This window comes from Streptomyces sp. NPDC048353 (genome assembly GCF_055587165.1).
Genome location: NZ_JBVJGU010000002.1, coordinates 595,482 through 610,942 on the forward strand (window position 1 = coordinate 595,482; position 15,461 = coordinate 610,942).

Consider the following 15,461-nt stretch of genomic DNA (forward strand, 5'->3'; position numbering starts at 1 on the left):
CGCCGACAGGCCTGCGCTTCGATCTGGTAACGACTGATGAACAGGGGTTTACCAGACATCTACGCGCGTTACGATCGCCGCGAAACCAGCGCCGCAAGAGGCGCTTTCGGTCAGTCTTGAAGGGACCTCCTCGTGCGCCGGGTATCCAAGATCACCGCCGCGTGTGCTGTCACCGCGGCTCTCGCACTCACTGCCACCGCCTGCGGAGAGTCCTCCACCGAGGACACGGGCTCCGACTCGGGCACCATCAAGGTCGGTATGGCCTACGACGTCGGCGGCCGTGGCGACAACTCCTTCAACGACTCCGCCGCGCGCGGTCTCGACAAGGCCAAGGCCGACCTGGGCGTCGAGACCAAGGAGCTCACCGCCAAGAACGGTGAGACCCCGGCCGACCGTGAGCAGCGCCTCGCCTCGCTGGCCGAGGGCGGCTACAACCCGGTCATCGGTGTCGGCTTCGCCTACAAGGACGCGATCGACGCGGTCGCGGCCAAGTTCCCGAAGACCACCTTCGGCCTCATCGACTCCGTCTCGGACAAGAAGAACGTCGACTCGATCGTCTTCACCGAGGAGCAGGGCTCGTACCTCGCCGGTGTCGCCGCCGCGCTGAAGTCCAAGGACGGCAAGATCGGCTTCATCGGTGGCGTCGACCTCCCGCTGATCAAGAAGTTCGCCGCCGGCTTCCAGCAGGGCGTCAAGGACACCAAGCCGGGCGCCAGCGTCCAGATCCAGTACCTGTCCACCGGTACGGACCTCTCCGGCTTCGGCGCCCCGGACAAGGGCAAGGCCGCCGCCAAGGGCATGCTCGACAAGGGCATCGACGTCATCTTCGCCGCCGCGGGCGGCTCGGGCGCCGGCGCCATCGAGGCCGTCTCCGCCAAGCCGGGCACCTGGGCGATCGGCGTCGACTCGGACCAGGCCAAGGACCCGGCCCTGGCCAAGTACGCCGGCTCGATCATGACCTCGGTCGTCAAGAACGTCGACACCGGCGTCTTCGACCTGATCAAGTCCGTCAAGGACGGCAAGCCGCTGACCGGTGAGCACATGTACTCCCTGGCCGAGAACGGCGTCTCCCTGACCACCACGGGCGACCACCTCAAGGACGTCCAGGCCCAGCTCGACGCGGCCAAGAAGAAGATCGTCGACGGCCAGATCAAGGTCGCCACGACCCTCTGACGTTCGTCGGAGGGGGGCCCGGACTGCGGCGTCGGCCGACACTCCGGGCCCCCTTCACACGTATGCCCACCGGCAGTTGAACATTTTCGCGAACGCTACGCGCGTAGCTTCCGCCCCACGCGGTATTTTTCGCCACCGACAGCGCCTGCGTCCCTGCCTCGTCCTCCTCACGCTCCCTGCCTAGGAGAGTGCGCCATCAAAGCCTCCAGCTCCAGCAGTCCCCACGCCGTAGAACTCCGCGGCATCACCAAGCGTTTCCCCGGCGTCGTGGCCAACCACGACATCGACATCACCGTGCGCCGCGGCACCGTGCACGCCCTCGTGGGCGAGAACGGAGCGGGCAAGTCGACCCTGATGAAGATCCTCTACGGCATGCAGAAGCCGGACGAGGGGACCATCGCGATCGACGGCGAGCAGGTGACGTTCGGCAACCCCGGTGATGCCATCGCCCGCGGCGTCGGCATGGTCCACCAGCACTTCATGCTCGCGGACAACCTCACCGTCCTCGAGAACGTCGTCCTCGGCTCCGAGAAGCTGCACGGCATCGGCGACAAGGCGCGCGCGAAGATCAAGGAGATCTCCGACGCGTACGGCCTCGGCATCCGCCCCGACGTCCTCGTCGAGGACCTGGGCGTGGCCGACCGCCAGCGCGTGGAGATCCTCAAGGTGCTGTACCGCGGCGCCCGCACGCTGATCCTCGACGAGCCGACCGCCGTCCTGGTCCCGCAGGAGGTCGACGCGCTCTTCGACAACCTGCGCGAACTCAAGGCCGAGGGCCTCACCGTCATCTTCATCTCCCACAAGCTGGGCGAGGTCCTCTCCGTCGCGGACGACATCACCGTCATCCGCCGCGGCACCACGGTCGGCACCGCCGACCCGGCCTCCACCACGCCCAAGCAGCTCGCGGAGCTGATGGTCGGCACGGAGCTGCCCTCCCCGGAGACCCGCGAGTCGACGGTGACGGACATCCCGATGCTGACGGTCGAGGGCCTGTCGCTGAGCGCCGTCGACCCCGACGGCGTCGTCCGCGCGGTCCTGGACGGCATCACCTTCACCATCCACAAGGGTGAGGTGCTCGGCATCGCCGGTGTCGAGGGCAACGGCCAGTCCGAACTCGTCGACGCGATCATGGGCATGCGCCAGCTCGACCGGGGTGTGCTGACCCTGGACGGGGCCGACATCTCCACCGCGCCGACCCGCAAGCGGCGCGAGGACGGCATCGGCTGCATCCCCGAGGACCGCCACCGGCACGGTCTGCTCCTGGAGGCCCCCCTCTGGGAGAACCGCATCCTCGGTCACGTCACCGAGAAGCCCAACTCCAAGGGCGTCATCCTCGACCTGAAGGCCGCCCGCCGGGACACCGAGCGGATCGTCCGCGACTACGACGTCCGTACCCCCGGTATCGACGTCACCGCGGCCTCCCTCTCCGGCGGCAACCAGCAGAAGCTGATCGTCGGCCGCGAGATGAGCCACGACCCCAAGCTGCTGATCGCCGCGCACCCCACCCGGGGCGTGGACGTCGGCGCGCAGGCGCAGATCTGGGACCAGATCCGCGAGGCGCGGCGCGAGGGCCTTGCGGTGCTGCTGATCTCCGCCGACCTGGACGAGCTGATCGGCCTCTCCGACACCCTGCGCGTCATGTACCGCGGCCGTCTGGTCGCCGACGCGGACCCGGCCACCATCACGCCGGAGGAGCTGGGCTCGGCCATGACCGGTGCCGCCTCCGGTCACCTTGAGCACGAAGGCCCCGAGGGCGGCAGCCCCGAGGCCACCGACGGCCCGGAGGACGAGGCCCGATGAAGAAGATCGACAAGGAGCGGCTGCTCCTGGGCCTCGCGGCACCGCTCCTCGCGGTGGTCGCGGCCTTCCTGATCACCGCCCTGGTCCTGGCCGCGACCGGCAAGGAGCCGTTCAGCGCCTTCGGCATCATGTTCGAGTACGGCGTGAAGTCGGACAGCCAGGTCTACATCATCAACAAGGCGACGACGTACTACCTGGCGGGTCTCGCGGTGGCCATCGGCTTCCGCATGAACCTGTTCAACATCGGTGTCGACGGCCAGTACCGCCTCGCCGCGTTCTTCGCCGCCGCCGTCGGCGGCGCGCTGACGCTGCCCGGCATCGTGCAGATCCCGCTGATCATCATCACCGCGATGATCGTCGGCGCCATGTGGGCGGGCATCGCGGGTGTCCTGAAGACCACCCGGGGCGTCAGCGAGGTCGTCGCGACGATCATGCTGAACTTCATCGCGACCGCGATCATCGGCTACCTCCTCCAGCCCGGCCGCCTCGGCCACCTGGACGCGGCGGGCACCGAGGTCGCGACCTCGCCGCTCCCGGAGTCCTCGCGCTTCTTCGAGTTCCCGACCACGCCGGAGCCGATCTGGGGCTTCCTGGTGATCGCCGTCATCGCCGGCGTCGGGTACTGGTTCACGCTCTCCCGCACCCGCTTCGGCTTCGACCTGCGCACGGTCGGCCAGTCCGACACCGCGGCCGCGGCCAGCGGTGTGAACGTGAAGAAGATGGTCGTCACCTCCATGCTGATCTCCGGCGCCATGGCCGGCCTGATCGGCATGCCGACCCTGCTCAACGACTCGTACGAGTACGGCGGAGGCTTCCCGGTCGGCATCGGCTTCACCGGTATCGCCATCGCCCTCCTCGGCCGCAACCACCCCATCGGCATCGCGCTCGGCGCGATCCTCTGGGGCTTCCTGGAGCGCGGCAGCGGAAAGCTCGAGTTCGAGGGCTACGACAAGGAGATCGTCGGCGTCATGCAGGGCGTCATCGTCCTCTGCGTCGTCATCGCCTACGAGGTCGTGCGCCGCTACGGCCTCAAGCGCCAGCAGCGCCAGGTCGGCGAGAAGCTCGCGGCCCAGGCCCGATCCAACGACAAGACGGAGGTGTCGGCGTGAGCGCCACGGCGACTTCCACCCCGCCGCCCGCGGCCCCCAAGGTGGCCGGCGGCAAGGGCGGCCGCACCCGCCTCTCCCTCCCCGTGATCCTGCTGATCGTCGCGGGCGGGCTCCTCGCCCTCTCCGCCGTCCGCGCCATCACCGGGGCGCAGGACCTCACCTCGGCCGGCCAGATCAGCGCGGCCCTCTCCCTTGCCGTGCCGATCGGCCTCGCGGGCCTCGGCGGCCTGTGGTCCGAGCGCGCGGGCGTGGTCAACATCGGCCTCGAGGGCATGCTGATCCTCGGCACCTTCTTCGGTGCCTGGGCCGGCTGGCAGACCGACCCCTGGATCGGTGTCCTCGCCGGCATCGTCGGCGGCATGTTCGGCGGTCTGCTGCACGCGGTCGCCACCGTCACCTTCGGCGTCGACCACATCATCTCCGGCATCGCGATCAACATCCTGGCGCTCGGCATCACCACCTACTTCGCCAAGCTCTGGTTCAACAGCGGCGAGGCCGCGGCCCGCGGCGGCAGCCCCAAGCAGTCCCCGCCCGCCGAGGACATCACCTCGGTCACCGTGCCGGGGCTCTCCGACTGGCTCGCCGACATCGAGAAGCACCACTGGTTCTTCGTCTCCGACCTCGCCGGCATCCTCGGCGGCCTGGTCACCAACCTCTCGCTGGTCACGATCCTCGCCGTGCTGCTGGTGATCGGCTCGTTCTTCGTCCTGTGGAAGACCCCGTTCGGTCTCCGGCTGCGCTCCTGCGGTGAGAACCCGATCGCCGCCGAGTCCCTCGGCGTCAACGTCTACAAGTACAAGTACATCGCCGTGGTCGTCTCCGGCGGACTCGCCGGTCTCGGCGGCGCGTTCCTGTCGCTGGTCACCTCGCACATCTACAACGAGGGCCAGACCGGCGGCCGTGGCTACATCGGCCTCGCCGCGATGATCTTCGGCAACTGGCGGCCGGGCGGTCTCGCTATGGGCGCCGGCCTGTTCGGCTTCGCCGACGCGCTCCAGCTGCGCAGCGGCGGCCAGACCGTCCACGCGCTGCTCCTGCTGCTCGTCGCGATCCTCGTGGGCATCGCGGTCTGGAAGGCGTACAAGCAGCGTTGGATCACCGCGGCCATCAGCGCCGTCATCGGCGCCGGCGTGCTGGTCTGGTACCTCGGCACGGACACCGTTCCCGTCGAGTTCGTCAGCGCCACGCCGTACGTCGTGACCCTGCTGGTGCTCTCGCTCTCCGCACAGCGGCTGCGGATGCCCAAGGCGGACGGCATGCGGTACCGCAAGGGGCAGGGCAAGTGACCCCCACGGCCGTGTCGGAGGCCGACTGGGAGACCCTGCGGAAGGCGGCGCGCGAGGCCATGGCCCACGCGTACGCGCCGTACTCGGGCTACCCGGTCGGAGCCGCCGCGCTCGTCGACGACGGCCGGGTGGTCTTCGGCTGCAACGTCGAGAACGCCTCGTTCGGCCTCGGCCTGTGCGCCGAGTGCGGCCTCGTCTCGCAGCTCCAGGCGACCGGCGGCGGCCGGCTGACGCACTTCGTGTGCGTCGACGGCCGCGGCGAGGCCCTGGTGCCGTGCGGCCGGTGCCGTCAGCTGCTGTACGAGTTCGGCGGCGCCGAGCTGGTACTGGAGACTCCGGCCGGACGGCTGACGCTCGCGGAGATGCTTCCGCAGGCCTTCGGGCCCGGCCACCTGGCCCCGTAGGACATCCGAGCGGCCCTTCCGGCACGATGGGAGGGCCGCTCTCCCTTTCCCACTCCTCTATGCGCGTAGAAAGAGGCACTTCATGGACGTCATCTCGGTCATCCGCACCAAGCGGGACAAGGGCGAGCTGAGCCCGGAGCAGATCGACTGGGTCATCGACGCCTACACCCGCGGCGAGGTCGCCGACGAGCAGATGTCGGCCCTCGCCATGGCCATCCTGCTCAACGGCATGAACCGCGGCGAGATCGCCCGCTGGACGGCCGCGATGATCGCGAGCGGCGAGCGCATGAACTTCTCGTCCCTCTCGCGCCCCACCTCCGACAAGCACTCCACCGGCGGGGTCGGCGACAAGATCACCCTCCCGCTGGCGCCGCTCGTCGCCGCCTGCGGCGCCGCCGTGCCGCAGCTCTCGGGCCGCGGACTCGGCCACACCGGCGGCACCCTGGACAAGCTGGAGTCGATCCCGGGCTGGCGTGCGCTGCTCTCCAACGAGGAGATGCTGCACGTCCTGGACACCACCGGCGCGGTGATCTGCGCGGCGGGCGACGGCCTCGCCCCGGCGGACAAGAAGCTCTACGCGCTCCGTGACGTCACCGGAACGGTCGAGGCGATCCCGCTGATCGCGAGCTCCATCATGTCCAAGAAGATCGCCGAGGGCACCGGCTCGCTCGTCCTGGACGTCAAGGTCGGCTCGGGCGCCTTCATGAAGAACCTCGCGGACGCGCAGGAGCTGGCGCACACCATGGTCGGCCTCGGCACCGACAGCGGGGTGAAGACGGTCGCCCTCCTCACCGACATGTCCACCCCGCTCGGCCTCACCGCCGGCAACGCCCTGGAGGTCCGCGAGTCGGTCGAGGTCCTGGCCGGCGGCGGCCCGGCGGACGTCGTCGAGCTGACGGTCGCGCTGGCCCGCGAGATGCTCGACGCGGCCGGGATCAAGGACGCGGACCCGGCGCGGGCGCTGGCCGACGGCTCGGCGATGGACGTCTGGCGCCGCATGATCGCGGCCCAGGGCGGCGACCCGGACGCGACCCTCCCGGTCGCCCGCGAGCAGCACGTCGTCACCGCCCCGTCCTCGGGCGTCCTGACCCGCCTCGACGCCTACGACATCGGCATCGCCGCCTGGCGCCTGGGCGCCGGCCGCGCCCGCAAGGAGGACCCGGTCCAGGCGGGGGCGGGCGTCGAACTCCACGCCAAGCCCGGCGACCCGGTGACGGCGGGCCAGCCGCTGCTGACCCTGCACACGGACACCCCGGAGAAGTTCGACTACGCCCTGAAGTCCCTCGACACGGCCTGGGACATCGCGACGGCGGGCACGTCCTTCACCCCGAACCCGATCGTCCTGGACCGCATCGCCTGACCGTCTGATCGCTCCAGCGCCGCGCCGACGACGTGGCCGGGCGCTACGGGACCGGTGGACCCCCACCGGTCCCGTACGGCGCTCCGCGAACGGTGACGCGCCGCGCCCCCGGGTCGCGGCGGATCCGGCCCTCGGCACGACGCCCCCCGGCCCTCCGATGAGTTCCGGCCGCGGCGGGGGTCTCTCTGATGTGGACACCAGTCGACCGCTCGTTCTGACCCTCGCCGCCCGGCCCACCCCGGACGAGGTGGCGCGGCTGTGCGCCGTGCTCGAAGCGGCGCCGCCCACGGACGTCCGCTGCGAGGTCGGCGCGCTCGCGCACGCCGACCTCGCCGCCGTCGACGCGCTGGCCCGGCTGCGGCTCACCGCGGGACGTCACGGCCACCGGCTCGTCTTCCGGGGCACCGGACCCGAGCTGCGGCTCCTCCTCGGCCTGGTCGGCCTCGCCGACCTCGTCTGAACCGGTCGCGCGCTTCCTACGCCTCCAGCCGCTCCGGCATGTCGAAGAGCGGGAACCACCGCTTGGTGTCCAGGAAGAAGTCCATCCCGCCGACCTTGCCGTCGCGGATGTCGAGGACGATCAGCGCCCACGGGCTGTATCCGCCCTCCGGGTCCGGGTGGTACTGCGCGAAGGCCGGCGAGCCGTTCGCCACGGTCGGCACCAGCTTCGAGCCCGCGCAGACCTCGCCGACGCCCAGCATCCAGCCCACGATGTCGTCGTGACCCCGCAGCCACAGGTCGTACGGCGGCATGGACATAGTCGCGTCCTCGTGCAGGAGCGCGGTGAGCGCCTTCATGTCGTACCCCTCGAAGGCGGCGACATAGCGCTCCAGCAGCTCCTTCTGCTCATCGTCGAGCGGGTTCGCCGGGTCCGAGGCGCCCGGCTCGTGCTCCGCGAGCGTGGCCCGCGCCCGCTGGAGCGCGCTGTTGACCGACGCGACCGTGGTGGACAGCAGCTCGGCGACCTCGCTCGCCTTCCAGGCCAGCACCTCGCGCAGGATGAGGACCGCCCGCTGCTTCGGCGGCAGGTGCTGCAGGGCGGCGACGAACGCGAGCCGCACGGTCTCGCGGGAGACCGCCGTGTCCGCCGGGTCGGCGACCGAAGGCAGCACCCGCCCGTCCGGCACCGGCTCCAGCCAGGTGATCTCGGGCCGCGCGGTCAGCTGCGCCTGGGCGACCGGCGTGGCCGCCGTCAGATCCATCGGCCTGGCCCGCTTGTTGCCCGCGTTGAGCGAGTCCAGGCAGACGTTGGTCGCGATGCGGTAGAGCCAGGAGCGCAGCGACGAGCGCCCCTCGAAGGAGTCGATGGACCGCCAGGCGCGGACCATCGTGTCCTGCACGGCGTCCTCGGCCTCGAAGGCCGAGCCGAGCATCCGGTAGCAGTAGCCGGTCAGCTCGGTGCGGTACTTCTCCAGTCGGGAGTCCAGGTCGTCGGTCGTCGCGGTATCGCTCATCGGGTCCACCCCACTCGCCCCTCACCGGTACCAACGCGATACCGGTGAGGGGAAGTTACCGCAGCGCACCGACAGCGGGGGTCAGGTTCCCGGCTTGCGTCCGTAGACGAACACGTCGTCGCCGTTCCTGAGCAGGTTCCAGTACGCCTTCGCGTCGGCCGGACGCATGTTGACGCAGCCCGCCGAGCCCGGCGGGTTCCACATCGACTTGGTGACGGAGTGGAAGGCCTGGCCGCCGTCGAAGAACTGCGCGTACGGCATGGAGACGTCGTAGAGCGTCGACCAGTGGTTGATGTTGCGCCAGTAGACCTTCTTGGAGCCGGTCCGGGTCTCGGCGCCGTTCCTGCCGGTCCGCACCGGCACCGGGCCGTACTTCAGCCGCGCGCCGTCCTGGATCCAGCTCAGCTGGCGGGTCAGGTCCACACAGGCGATCCGGCCGCGGTTGGTGGGGCACTTCCCGGCCTTGTTCGGAGTGGTGCCGGCCCACTTCTGCGTGTACATCGTGTACATCGTCTGCCAGGTCAGCGGGCCCGCGTAGCCCTGCGTCGGCGTGATGCCGTGCTTGCGCTGGAACCCCTGGATGGCCAGACAGTCCGCGCGCGACTGGCGGCCGTCCACCGGGCGGCCGAGGAACTGCTCGACCTGCTTCTGGTACGGCCCCGTCGTCGCGCCGCACGACGCCGCCTGAGCCGGTGCGGCTCCGAGGGCGACCGTCAACGGCACCACCATCGAGGTGATGCCGAGGACGATCCCGGCCCGCTTGCGTATGGCTCCCATGATCACCACTCCCCCTTCGTTTCCTATGCCGTAGGACGAACGGAAAGCCGTGGCGGTTGTACGGGAACGGCGTCGATTCAGGCGGCCGTGCGGACCTGGAAGCGGCGCGCCTCCGCCCGGGCCGAGACCCGCGCGCTGTGGCTGCCGTAGAGGGTGATCGACACGACGCCGAGGACCGCGACCAGACCGAGCAGGACCGTGCCGGACCAGCCGCCGGCGTGGAAGGCGACGGCGCCGAGCGCGCCGCCCACGCTGCTGCCGATGTAGTACGCCGACTGGTAGAGCGCCGAGGCCTGCGCGCGGCCCGTGGTGGCCGTCCGGCTCACCGAGGAGGAGGCGACCGCGTGTCCGGCGAAGAAGCCGGCGGTGATCAGGACCAGGCCGAGCAGGACGGCGCCGAGCGAGGAGGACAGCGACAGCAGCAGCCCGGCCGCCGTCGTGCCGACCGCGAGGTAGAGCGCGCCGCGCCGACCCGTGCGGGCCACCAGCTTGCCGGCCGCGGCCGAGGAGACCGTCCCGACGAGGTAGACCAGGAAGATGGAGCCGATCACGCCCTGCGGGAGCGAGAAGGGGGCCTCGACCAGGCGGTAGCCGATGACGGTGTAGACCGCGCCGAACACCGTCATGAACAGGGCGCCGATCGCGTACAGCCGCATCAGCAGCGGGTCGGAGAGGTGGGTGCGGACCGTCCGGGCCAGAGTGCGGGGGTTCAGCGATCCGGGGGTGAAGTGCCGGGCCCGGGGGAGCAGCAGGCGGAACGCGACCGCGCACACCGCCGCCGTCAGACCGACCGCGAGCAGTCCCGCGCGCCAGCCCCACATCTGGGCCACCCAGCCGGTGACGATCCGGCCGCTCATCCCGCCGATGGAGTTACCCGCGACGAACAGGCCGATCGCCGCGATCAGCGCCTTCGGCCGGACCTCCTCGGCCAGGAACGCCATCGCCGAGGCCGGCAGGCCCGCGAGGGCCGCGCCCTGGACGGCGCGCAGCGCGATCAGCCACTCCAGGTTCGGGGCGAAGGGGACGAGCAGTCCGACGGCCACCGCGACCGCGAGCGAGGCGGTCATCAGCGTGCGCCGCCCGAACCGCTCGGAGAGGGCGCTCATCGGCAGGACGAGCAGGGCGAGCGCGCCGGTGGCGGCGGAGACCGTCCAGGAGGCCGCGGAGGCGGTGGCCCCGAACTCGGCGGAGATCGCGGGGAGGAGGGCCTGGGTGGAGTAGAGGAGGGCGAAGGCGGCGAGTCCGGCGGCGAAGAGGGCGAAGCTCATGCGGCGGTAGCCGGGGGCACCGGGGGCGAGGCGGGTGTCGGCGGCCGTGCTGGTGGCGGCCGCCTTGGTACTGGCGGAAGGCATACCTCGAACGTAGGGCGATCCGCTTGATGCGTCCAATGCATGGAACTGCTGTAATCGTTCCCATGGCGCATGAGTACAGGTCACAGGGTCGGCTGTCACCGAGTAGTTACGAAGAAGACATGGGGCTGCTGCTCGCGCCCCGGCTCGCGTACTTCGCGGCGGTGGCCCGGCACGAGCATGTGACCAGGGCGGCGGCCGAGATGGGGGTGCCCCAGTCGACGCTCTCCCGGGCGATGGTCCGGCTCGAAGGGGACCTCGGGGTCGCGCTGTTCGCCCGCAAGGGCCGCACGGTCTCGCTGACCCCGGCGGGCCGGACCTTCCTCGCCTCGGCGGAACGGGCGCTCGCGGAGGTGGAGCGGGCGGCGGACTCCGTACGGGCGGACGCCGACCCCACCGCGGGGCGCGTCGCCTTCGGCTTCCTGCACACGATGGGCTCGGAGACGGTGCCGGGGCTGATCCGGGCCTTCCGGGTCGACCACCCCAAGGTCCGCTTCACGCTGGTGCAGAACTACGGCGAGGCGATGATCGAACGCCTGCGGGCGGGCGAGCTCGACCTGTGCCTGACCTCCCCGGTCCCGGACGCGCCCGACCTGGTCGCCCGGCGGATCGACGAGCAGCGCCTGCGCCTGGTGGTCCCCGACGACCACCGGCTGGCCTCCCGCAAGCGCGTGCGCCTCGCGGAGGCCGCCGACGAGACCTTCGTGACCCTGGAGCCCGGTTACGGCCTGCGCCGCATCACCGACGACCTGTGCGCCGAGGCCGGGTTCACGCCCCGGGTCGCCTTCGAGGGGGAGGAGGCCGAGACCCTGCGCGGTCTGGTCGCTGCCGGCCTCGGCGTCGCCCTGCTGCCCCCGCCGGCGGTCGCCCGACCGGGCGTCGTCGAGCTCACCGTCACCGCCCCGCGCGCCGTCCGCGAAATCGGCGTCGCCTGGCTCGACGGCCACCCGGACACCGCGCCGGTGGCCGCCTTCAAGAAGTTCCTGCTGAGCAAGCGGGGTCACCTGCTGCCGGAAGGCCGGTCGCTCCCGGAGTGACGGGCCGGTGTGACCGCCCGGCGGAGCCCGGAGCCCCGGGCCGGCGCCGTCGGCCGTGTGACCGCCGGGCGGAGCCCGGAACGTGCTCCGCGGCTCACGAGCCTCCGAAGCCGGCCGCCAGCGGCATGCGCAGCCCCAGCGGCGGTGGTGCGGCCATCGCGTCGGCCAGCGGCCGGGCGTACGGGCGGGAGAAGAGCGATCCGAGGACGAAGTCGCAGGCCAGCGCGCGGACTTCGGCACCGTACTGGCGCAGCGCGTGACCGTCCGAGTGGACCTCGAAGCGGCAGGTGTCGCGGTTGGACTTCTTCGCCCGCTCGGCGAGCCGGTACGACAGCTCCGGATCCGTCCGCGCGTCGTTGGTCCCGTGCACCACGAGCACCCGGCGCCCCACCAGTTGCCGCACCGGCTCCGGCTCCGCCGCCACGTCGTCCTCCGGCAGCCAGGGCGCGAGGGCCAGGACGCAGTCGACCGCCGTGTGCCCGGCCGCCCGCAGCGCCGCCCGGGCGCCCATGCCGTGGCCGGCCAGGCAGACCGGGACGTCGCCGTAGCGCCGTACCGCCTCCGACACCGCCCAGGTCGCGTCGGCGGCCAGCTGTCCGTCCGTGCCGTTCCAGCCCCGCCCCCGGTAACGCACCACGTGCGCCACCAGGCCCTCCTCGCGCCCCGCGGCGGCCAGCCGCCGCCCCAGCGGCAGCGCCGCCAGGTGCGTGCGGAGCGAGGCGCGCCGCCCGGACGCCACCTCCCCGTCGGGCAGCAGCAGGACCACACCGCCCACCGCCGGGAGGGGGTGCGATGCGCCGACCGGCCGCCCGAGCCGGGGTGTCCGGCCGTCGGCAGTCCCTACGAGTGCGGAGTGCGCCATGGCAGAACAGTCTCAGAAGTCGACGTGTACGCCAGCCGTACGCGCGGTCACTGTTACGTATCGACGGGAACGCGTCGACAGGCGACCGGACAGGGCGCGCTCTACGCGCGTAGGCGCTAGAGTGCCGCAATGACGAGCCAGACCCCCAACCTGCCCACCAAGGAACAGATCCGCCGGGCCCCGAAGGTGCTCCTGCACGACCACCTCGACGGTGGACTGCGCCCCGGCACGATCATCGAACTCGCCGCCGCCCAGGGCTATGACGGCCTGCCCGAGAACGAGCCCGACAAGCTCGGCATCTGGTTCCGCGAGGCCGCCGACTCCGGTTCGCTGGAGCGCTATCTGGAGACCTTCGCGCACACCTGCGCCGTCATGCAGACCCGCGAGGCGCTCGTGCGCGTCGCCGCGGAGTGCGCGGTGGACCTCGCCGAAGACGGAGTCGTCTACGCCGAGGTGCGGTACGCCCCCGAGCAGCACCTGGAAGCCGGACTCACCCTCGAAGAGGTCGTCGAGGCCGTCAACGAAGGCTTCCGCGAGGGCGAGCGCCAAGCGCGGGCCGACGGCCACCGCATCCGCGTCGGCGCCCTGCTGACCGCCATGCGGCATGCGGCCCGCGCCCTGGAGATCGCCGAACTGGCCAACCGCTACCGCGACGCCGGCGTCGTCGGCTTCGACATCGCGGGCGCCGAGGCCGGCTTCCCGCCCACCCGCCACCTCGACGCCTTCGAGTACCTGAAGCGGGAGAACAACCACTTCACCATCCACGCCGGCGAGGCCTTCGGCCTGCCGTCCATCTGGCAGGCGCTGCAGTGGTGCGGCGCCGACCGGCTGGGCCACGGCGTCCGCATCATCGACGACATCGAGGTGTCCGACGACGGCTCGGTGACCCTCGGCCGCCTCGCCGCGTACGTCCGCGACAAGCGGATCCCGCTGGAGATGTGCCCGACCTCCAATCTGCAGACCGGCGCGGCCGCCTCCATCGCCGAGCACCCGATCGGCCTGCTCCGCAAGCTCCACTTCCGGACCACGGTCAACACCGACAACCGGCTGATGAGCGGCACGAGCATGAGCCGGGAATTCGAGCTGCTGATCGATGCGTTCGCTTATACGCTCGACGACATGGCGTGGTTCACGGTCAATGCGATGAAATCAGCGTTCATTCCTTTCGATGAACGGCTGGCGATGATCAACGACGTGATCAAGCCGGGTTATGCCGAGCTGAAGTCCGAATGGCTGTTCCAGCAGACCGTCACCACCAGCGACTCTTCCCGCCAGAGCGACTGACGGGCGGCGGGAAAAAAGGCTTGAAGCGGCCGGGAGACACGCACCCGGCCGCTTTTCGGTGTTTGCGGGAGCGTCCATTGCTGGCTAGTTTGCAAAGCCGCCCTGCATTCCCCGAATTCCTGCTTTCCCGCAGCTCAAAGATCCTCAGAGGATGATTTTCTGATGAAGCAGTCTGCCGCCAAGAAGCTCGGTGTCGCCGCTCTCGGTGCCGCTTTCGCCGCTGCCGCCGCCGGCACGGCCACCGCAGCCCCGGCCGCGCCCGCCGTCCCCGACGCGCTCGGCCTGGTCACCCAGACCGTGCCGCTGGGCGACGGCCTCACCGAGCTCCCCGACGGCGCGACCGAGTCCCTCACCGGCGCCCAGGGCGCCCTGGGCACCGGCGTCGACCAGGGCGTCAAGACCCTCCCCGCCACCGCCGACCAGGCCACCAAGAGCGTCCCGGTCGACGGTGTGACCAGCGCGCTCGGCGGCAGCGCGGTCACCGGCCTCCTCGGCGGCCTGCCGCTCAACGGCCTCCCCCTCGGCTGATCCACGCCGTACGCGCCGATGGGGCGCCCACCCGCACCGGGAGGGCGCCCCATCGGCGTTCGCGCGTCGCCGGCCGGCCTTACCAGGCGGTGCCCGCCGGCTTCTCCGCCGGCAGGAACAGCCACAGCGCCAGATAGATCAGGATCTGGGGGCCGGGGAGCAGGCAGGAGACGAGGAAGATGACCCGCATGGTGTTCGCCGAGGTGCCGAAGCGCCGTGCCAGCGCTGCGCACACTCCGCCGATCATGCGTCCGTCACGGGGGCGGGCAAGTGCGGCCATGGTGTGCTCCTTCGAGAGGCGTGTCCCGGGAGCCGCTTCGTCGGGCTCCCGGTGACTCCATACTCGCCCCCGAACGGGGGATAAAACGTCGGTCTACGGGGCGATCCCGACCCTGGGAATCGTCGGGGTCGCTCCCTGAGAGCCCTCGTCCCTCGACCGGGCCGGACCCCTGCGGGCCGTCCTCCCCGAGGAGGACCTGCCCCGCCCCGCGTCCTCCCCGCGGCGCAGCCGCGCCCGCCCTGCGGGCACCACGAGCAGATGGGCCAGGGCGACCCCGGCGCCGTTGAGCAGCAGCGCGTCGATGTCCACGACCTGGCCCGGCACGGCGGTCTGCAGCAGTTCGACGGCGAGGGAGATCAGCGTCCCGGCCGCGACCGTGCGGGCCAGCGACGCCCAGGGGGACACGTGCAGGCGTCCCTCGGCCATCGGCAGCAGCACCCCGAGCGGGGCCAGGAGCAGCAACCCCTCGCCGATGCGGCGGGCCGCCTGGGCCGGGCCGAGCGCCAGGTCCCCCTTGATTCCGGCGAGCGGGGTCAGGTTCGGCGCGGTCACCCAGGGCACGTCGAGTGGTCGGAGCGAGACCCAGGCGACGAGCAGCAGATGCGTGAGGAGGAGGACGAACCCCGCCACACGGACGACCACGGCGGCACTGCCGCCTGAACCTTGACGCTGCACGCCCCCCAAGACGCGCCCCGAGCCGGAATCGGTTCCGCCGCGACGCGGAACACCCCGCCCCGCCCGCCCGCCGGCCCCGTGGG

Annotated in this window: 16 protein-coding genes; 10 read left to right on the forward strand and 6 right to left on the reverse strand. The window is 71.3% G+C overall.

The window, feature by feature from the left end; translation table 11 throughout:
• Positions 1 to 132 precede the first annotated feature (132 nt).
• From ACZ6RC_RS08120 to ACZ6RC_RS08150, 7 genes are all read left to right on the forward strand, one after another.
• The gene (locus ACZ6RC_RS08120; RefSeq protein ID WP_391139570.1) at positions 133 to 1,173 is read left to right on the forward strand and encodes a BMP family lipoprotein; all 1,041 of its coding nucleotides are present in this window, start codon (positions 133 to 135) and stop codon (positions 1,171 to 1,173) included.
• 195 nt (positions 1,174 to 1,368) lie between these two features.
• Positions 1,369 to 2,973, forward strand: a complete 1,605-nt coding sequence (locus tag ACZ6RC_RS08125; protein ID WP_391139692.1) for an ABC transporter ATP-binding protein — start codon at positions 1,369 to 1,371, stop codon at positions 2,971 to 2,973.
• On the forward strand, positions 2,970 to 4,082 hold the full coding sequence (locus ACZ6RC_RS08130) for an ABC transporter permease (RefSeq protein WP_391139569.1): 1,113 nt from the start codon (positions 2,970 to 2,972) through the stop codon (positions 4,080 to 4,082). Before ACZ6RC_RS08125 ends, ACZ6RC_RS08130 begins: the two co-directional genes overlap by 4 nt.
• A complete protein-coding gene (locus ACZ6RC_RS08135) occupies positions 4,079 to 5,368 on the forward strand; it encodes an ABC transporter permease (RefSeq protein WP_453613171.1) in 1,290 nt (429 codons plus the stop codon). The genes ACZ6RC_RS08130 and ACZ6RC_RS08135 overlap by 4 nt, the downstream gene beginning before the upstream one ends.
• Positions 5,365 to 5,772 carry a cytidine deaminase gene (locus ACZ6RC_RS08140; protein ID WP_391139567.1) on the forward strand — a complete coding sequence of 136 codons (408 nt, stop codon included), beginning with the start codon at positions 5,365 to 5,367 and terminating at the stop codon, positions 5,770 to 5,772. The genes ACZ6RC_RS08135 and ACZ6RC_RS08140 overlap by 4 nt, the downstream gene beginning before the upstream one ends.
• Before the next feature lie 82 nt (positions 5,773 to 5,854).
• A complete protein-coding gene (locus tag ACZ6RC_RS08145) occupies positions 5,855 to 7,132 on the forward strand; it encodes a thymidine phosphorylase (protein ID WP_469580033.1) in 1,278 nt (425 codons plus the stop codon).
• Positions 7,133 to 7,322: 190 nt separating this feature from the next.
• Positions 7,323 to 7,592, forward strand: coding sequence for an STAS domain-containing protein (locus ACZ6RC_RS08150; protein ID WP_391139564.1), 270 nt, complete (start codon positions 7,323 to 7,325; stop codon positions 7,590 to 7,592).
• 16 nt (positions 7,593 to 7,608) lie between these two features.
• On the opposite strand, the gene ACZ6RC_RS08155 is transcribed toward ACZ6RC_RS08150, so the two are convergent.
• The 3 genes from ACZ6RC_RS08155 to ACZ6RC_RS08165 all read right to left on the reverse strand — a co-directional run bounded on the left by ACZ6RC_RS08155 (position 7,609) and on the right by ACZ6RC_RS08165 (position 10,715).
• Positions 7,609 to 8,586 carry a sigma-70 family RNA polymerase sigma factor gene (locus ACZ6RC_RS08155; RefSeq protein ID WP_469580035.1) on the reverse strand — a complete coding sequence of 326 codons (978 nt, stop codon included), beginning with the start codon at positions 8,584 to 8,586 and terminating at the stop codon, positions 7,609 to 7,611.
• An 81-nt stretch (positions 8,587 to 8,667) separates the two neighbouring features.
• Positions 8,668 to 9,363 carry a L,D-transpeptidase family protein gene (locus tag ACZ6RC_RS08160; protein ID WP_391139562.1) on the reverse strand — a complete coding sequence of 232 codons (696 nt, stop codon included), beginning with the start codon at positions 9,361 to 9,363 and terminating at the stop codon, positions 8,668 to 8,670.
• Between the two features lie 77 nt (positions 9,364 to 9,440).
• Positions 9,441 to 10,715 (reverse strand): MFS transporter, encoded by a 1,275-nt coding sequence (locus tag ACZ6RC_RS08165; RefSeq protein WP_469580037.1) that lies wholly within the window; start codon positions 10,713 to 10,715, stop codon positions 9,441 to 9,443.
• Between the two features lie 62 nt (positions 10,716 to 10,777).
• Here ACZ6RC_RS08165 and ACZ6RC_RS08170 point away from each other — a divergent pair, with 62 nt between their 5' ends.
• Positions 10,778 to 11,749 carry a LysR family transcriptional regulator gene (locus tag ACZ6RC_RS08170; protein ID WP_453613181.1) on the forward strand — a complete coding sequence of 324 codons (972 nt, stop codon included), beginning with the start codon at positions 10,778 to 10,780 and terminating at the stop codon, positions 11,747 to 11,749.
• A 94-nt stretch (positions 11,750 to 11,843) separates the two neighbouring features.
• On the opposite strand, the gene ACZ6RC_RS08175 is transcribed toward ACZ6RC_RS08170, so the two are convergent.
• Positions 11,844 to 12,611, reverse strand: coding sequence for an alpha/beta hydrolase (locus ACZ6RC_RS08175; protein ID WP_453613184.1), 768 nt, complete (start codon positions 12,609 to 12,611; stop codon positions 11,844 to 11,846).
• Positions 12,612 to 12,740: 129 nt separating this feature from the next.
• Here ACZ6RC_RS08175 and ACZ6RC_RS08180 point away from each other — a divergent pair, with 129 nt between their 5' ends.
• The gene (locus ACZ6RC_RS08180) at positions 12,741 to 13,895 is read left to right on the forward strand and encodes an adenosine deaminase (RefSeq protein WP_391139558.1); all 1,155 of its coding nucleotides are present in this window, start codon (positions 12,741 to 12,743) and stop codon (positions 13,893 to 13,895) included.
• Positions 13,896 to 14,057: 162 nt separating this feature from the next.
• Complete coding sequence (locus tag ACZ6RC_RS08185) at positions 14,058 to 14,423, forward strand: hypothetical protein (protein ID WP_391139557.1); 366 nt, start codon at positions 14,058 to 14,060, stop codon at positions 14,421 to 14,423.
• A 79-nt stretch (positions 14,424 to 14,502) separates the two neighbouring features.
• On the opposite strand, the gene ACZ6RC_RS08190 is transcribed toward ACZ6RC_RS08185, so the two are convergent.
• A complete protein-coding gene (locus tag ACZ6RC_RS08190) occupies positions 14,503 to 14,703 on the reverse strand; it encodes a PspC domain-containing protein (RefSeq protein ID WP_391139556.1) in 201 nt (66 codons plus the stop codon).
• A gap of 93 nt (positions 14,704 to 14,796) precedes the next feature.
• Positions 14,797 to 15,378 carry a VanZ family protein gene (locus ACZ6RC_RS08195; RefSeq protein ID WP_453613188.1) on the reverse strand — a complete coding sequence of 194 codons (582 nt, stop codon included), beginning with the start codon at positions 15,376 to 15,378 and terminating at the stop codon, positions 14,797 to 14,799.
• Positions 15,379 to 15,461 lie beyond the last annotated feature (83 nt).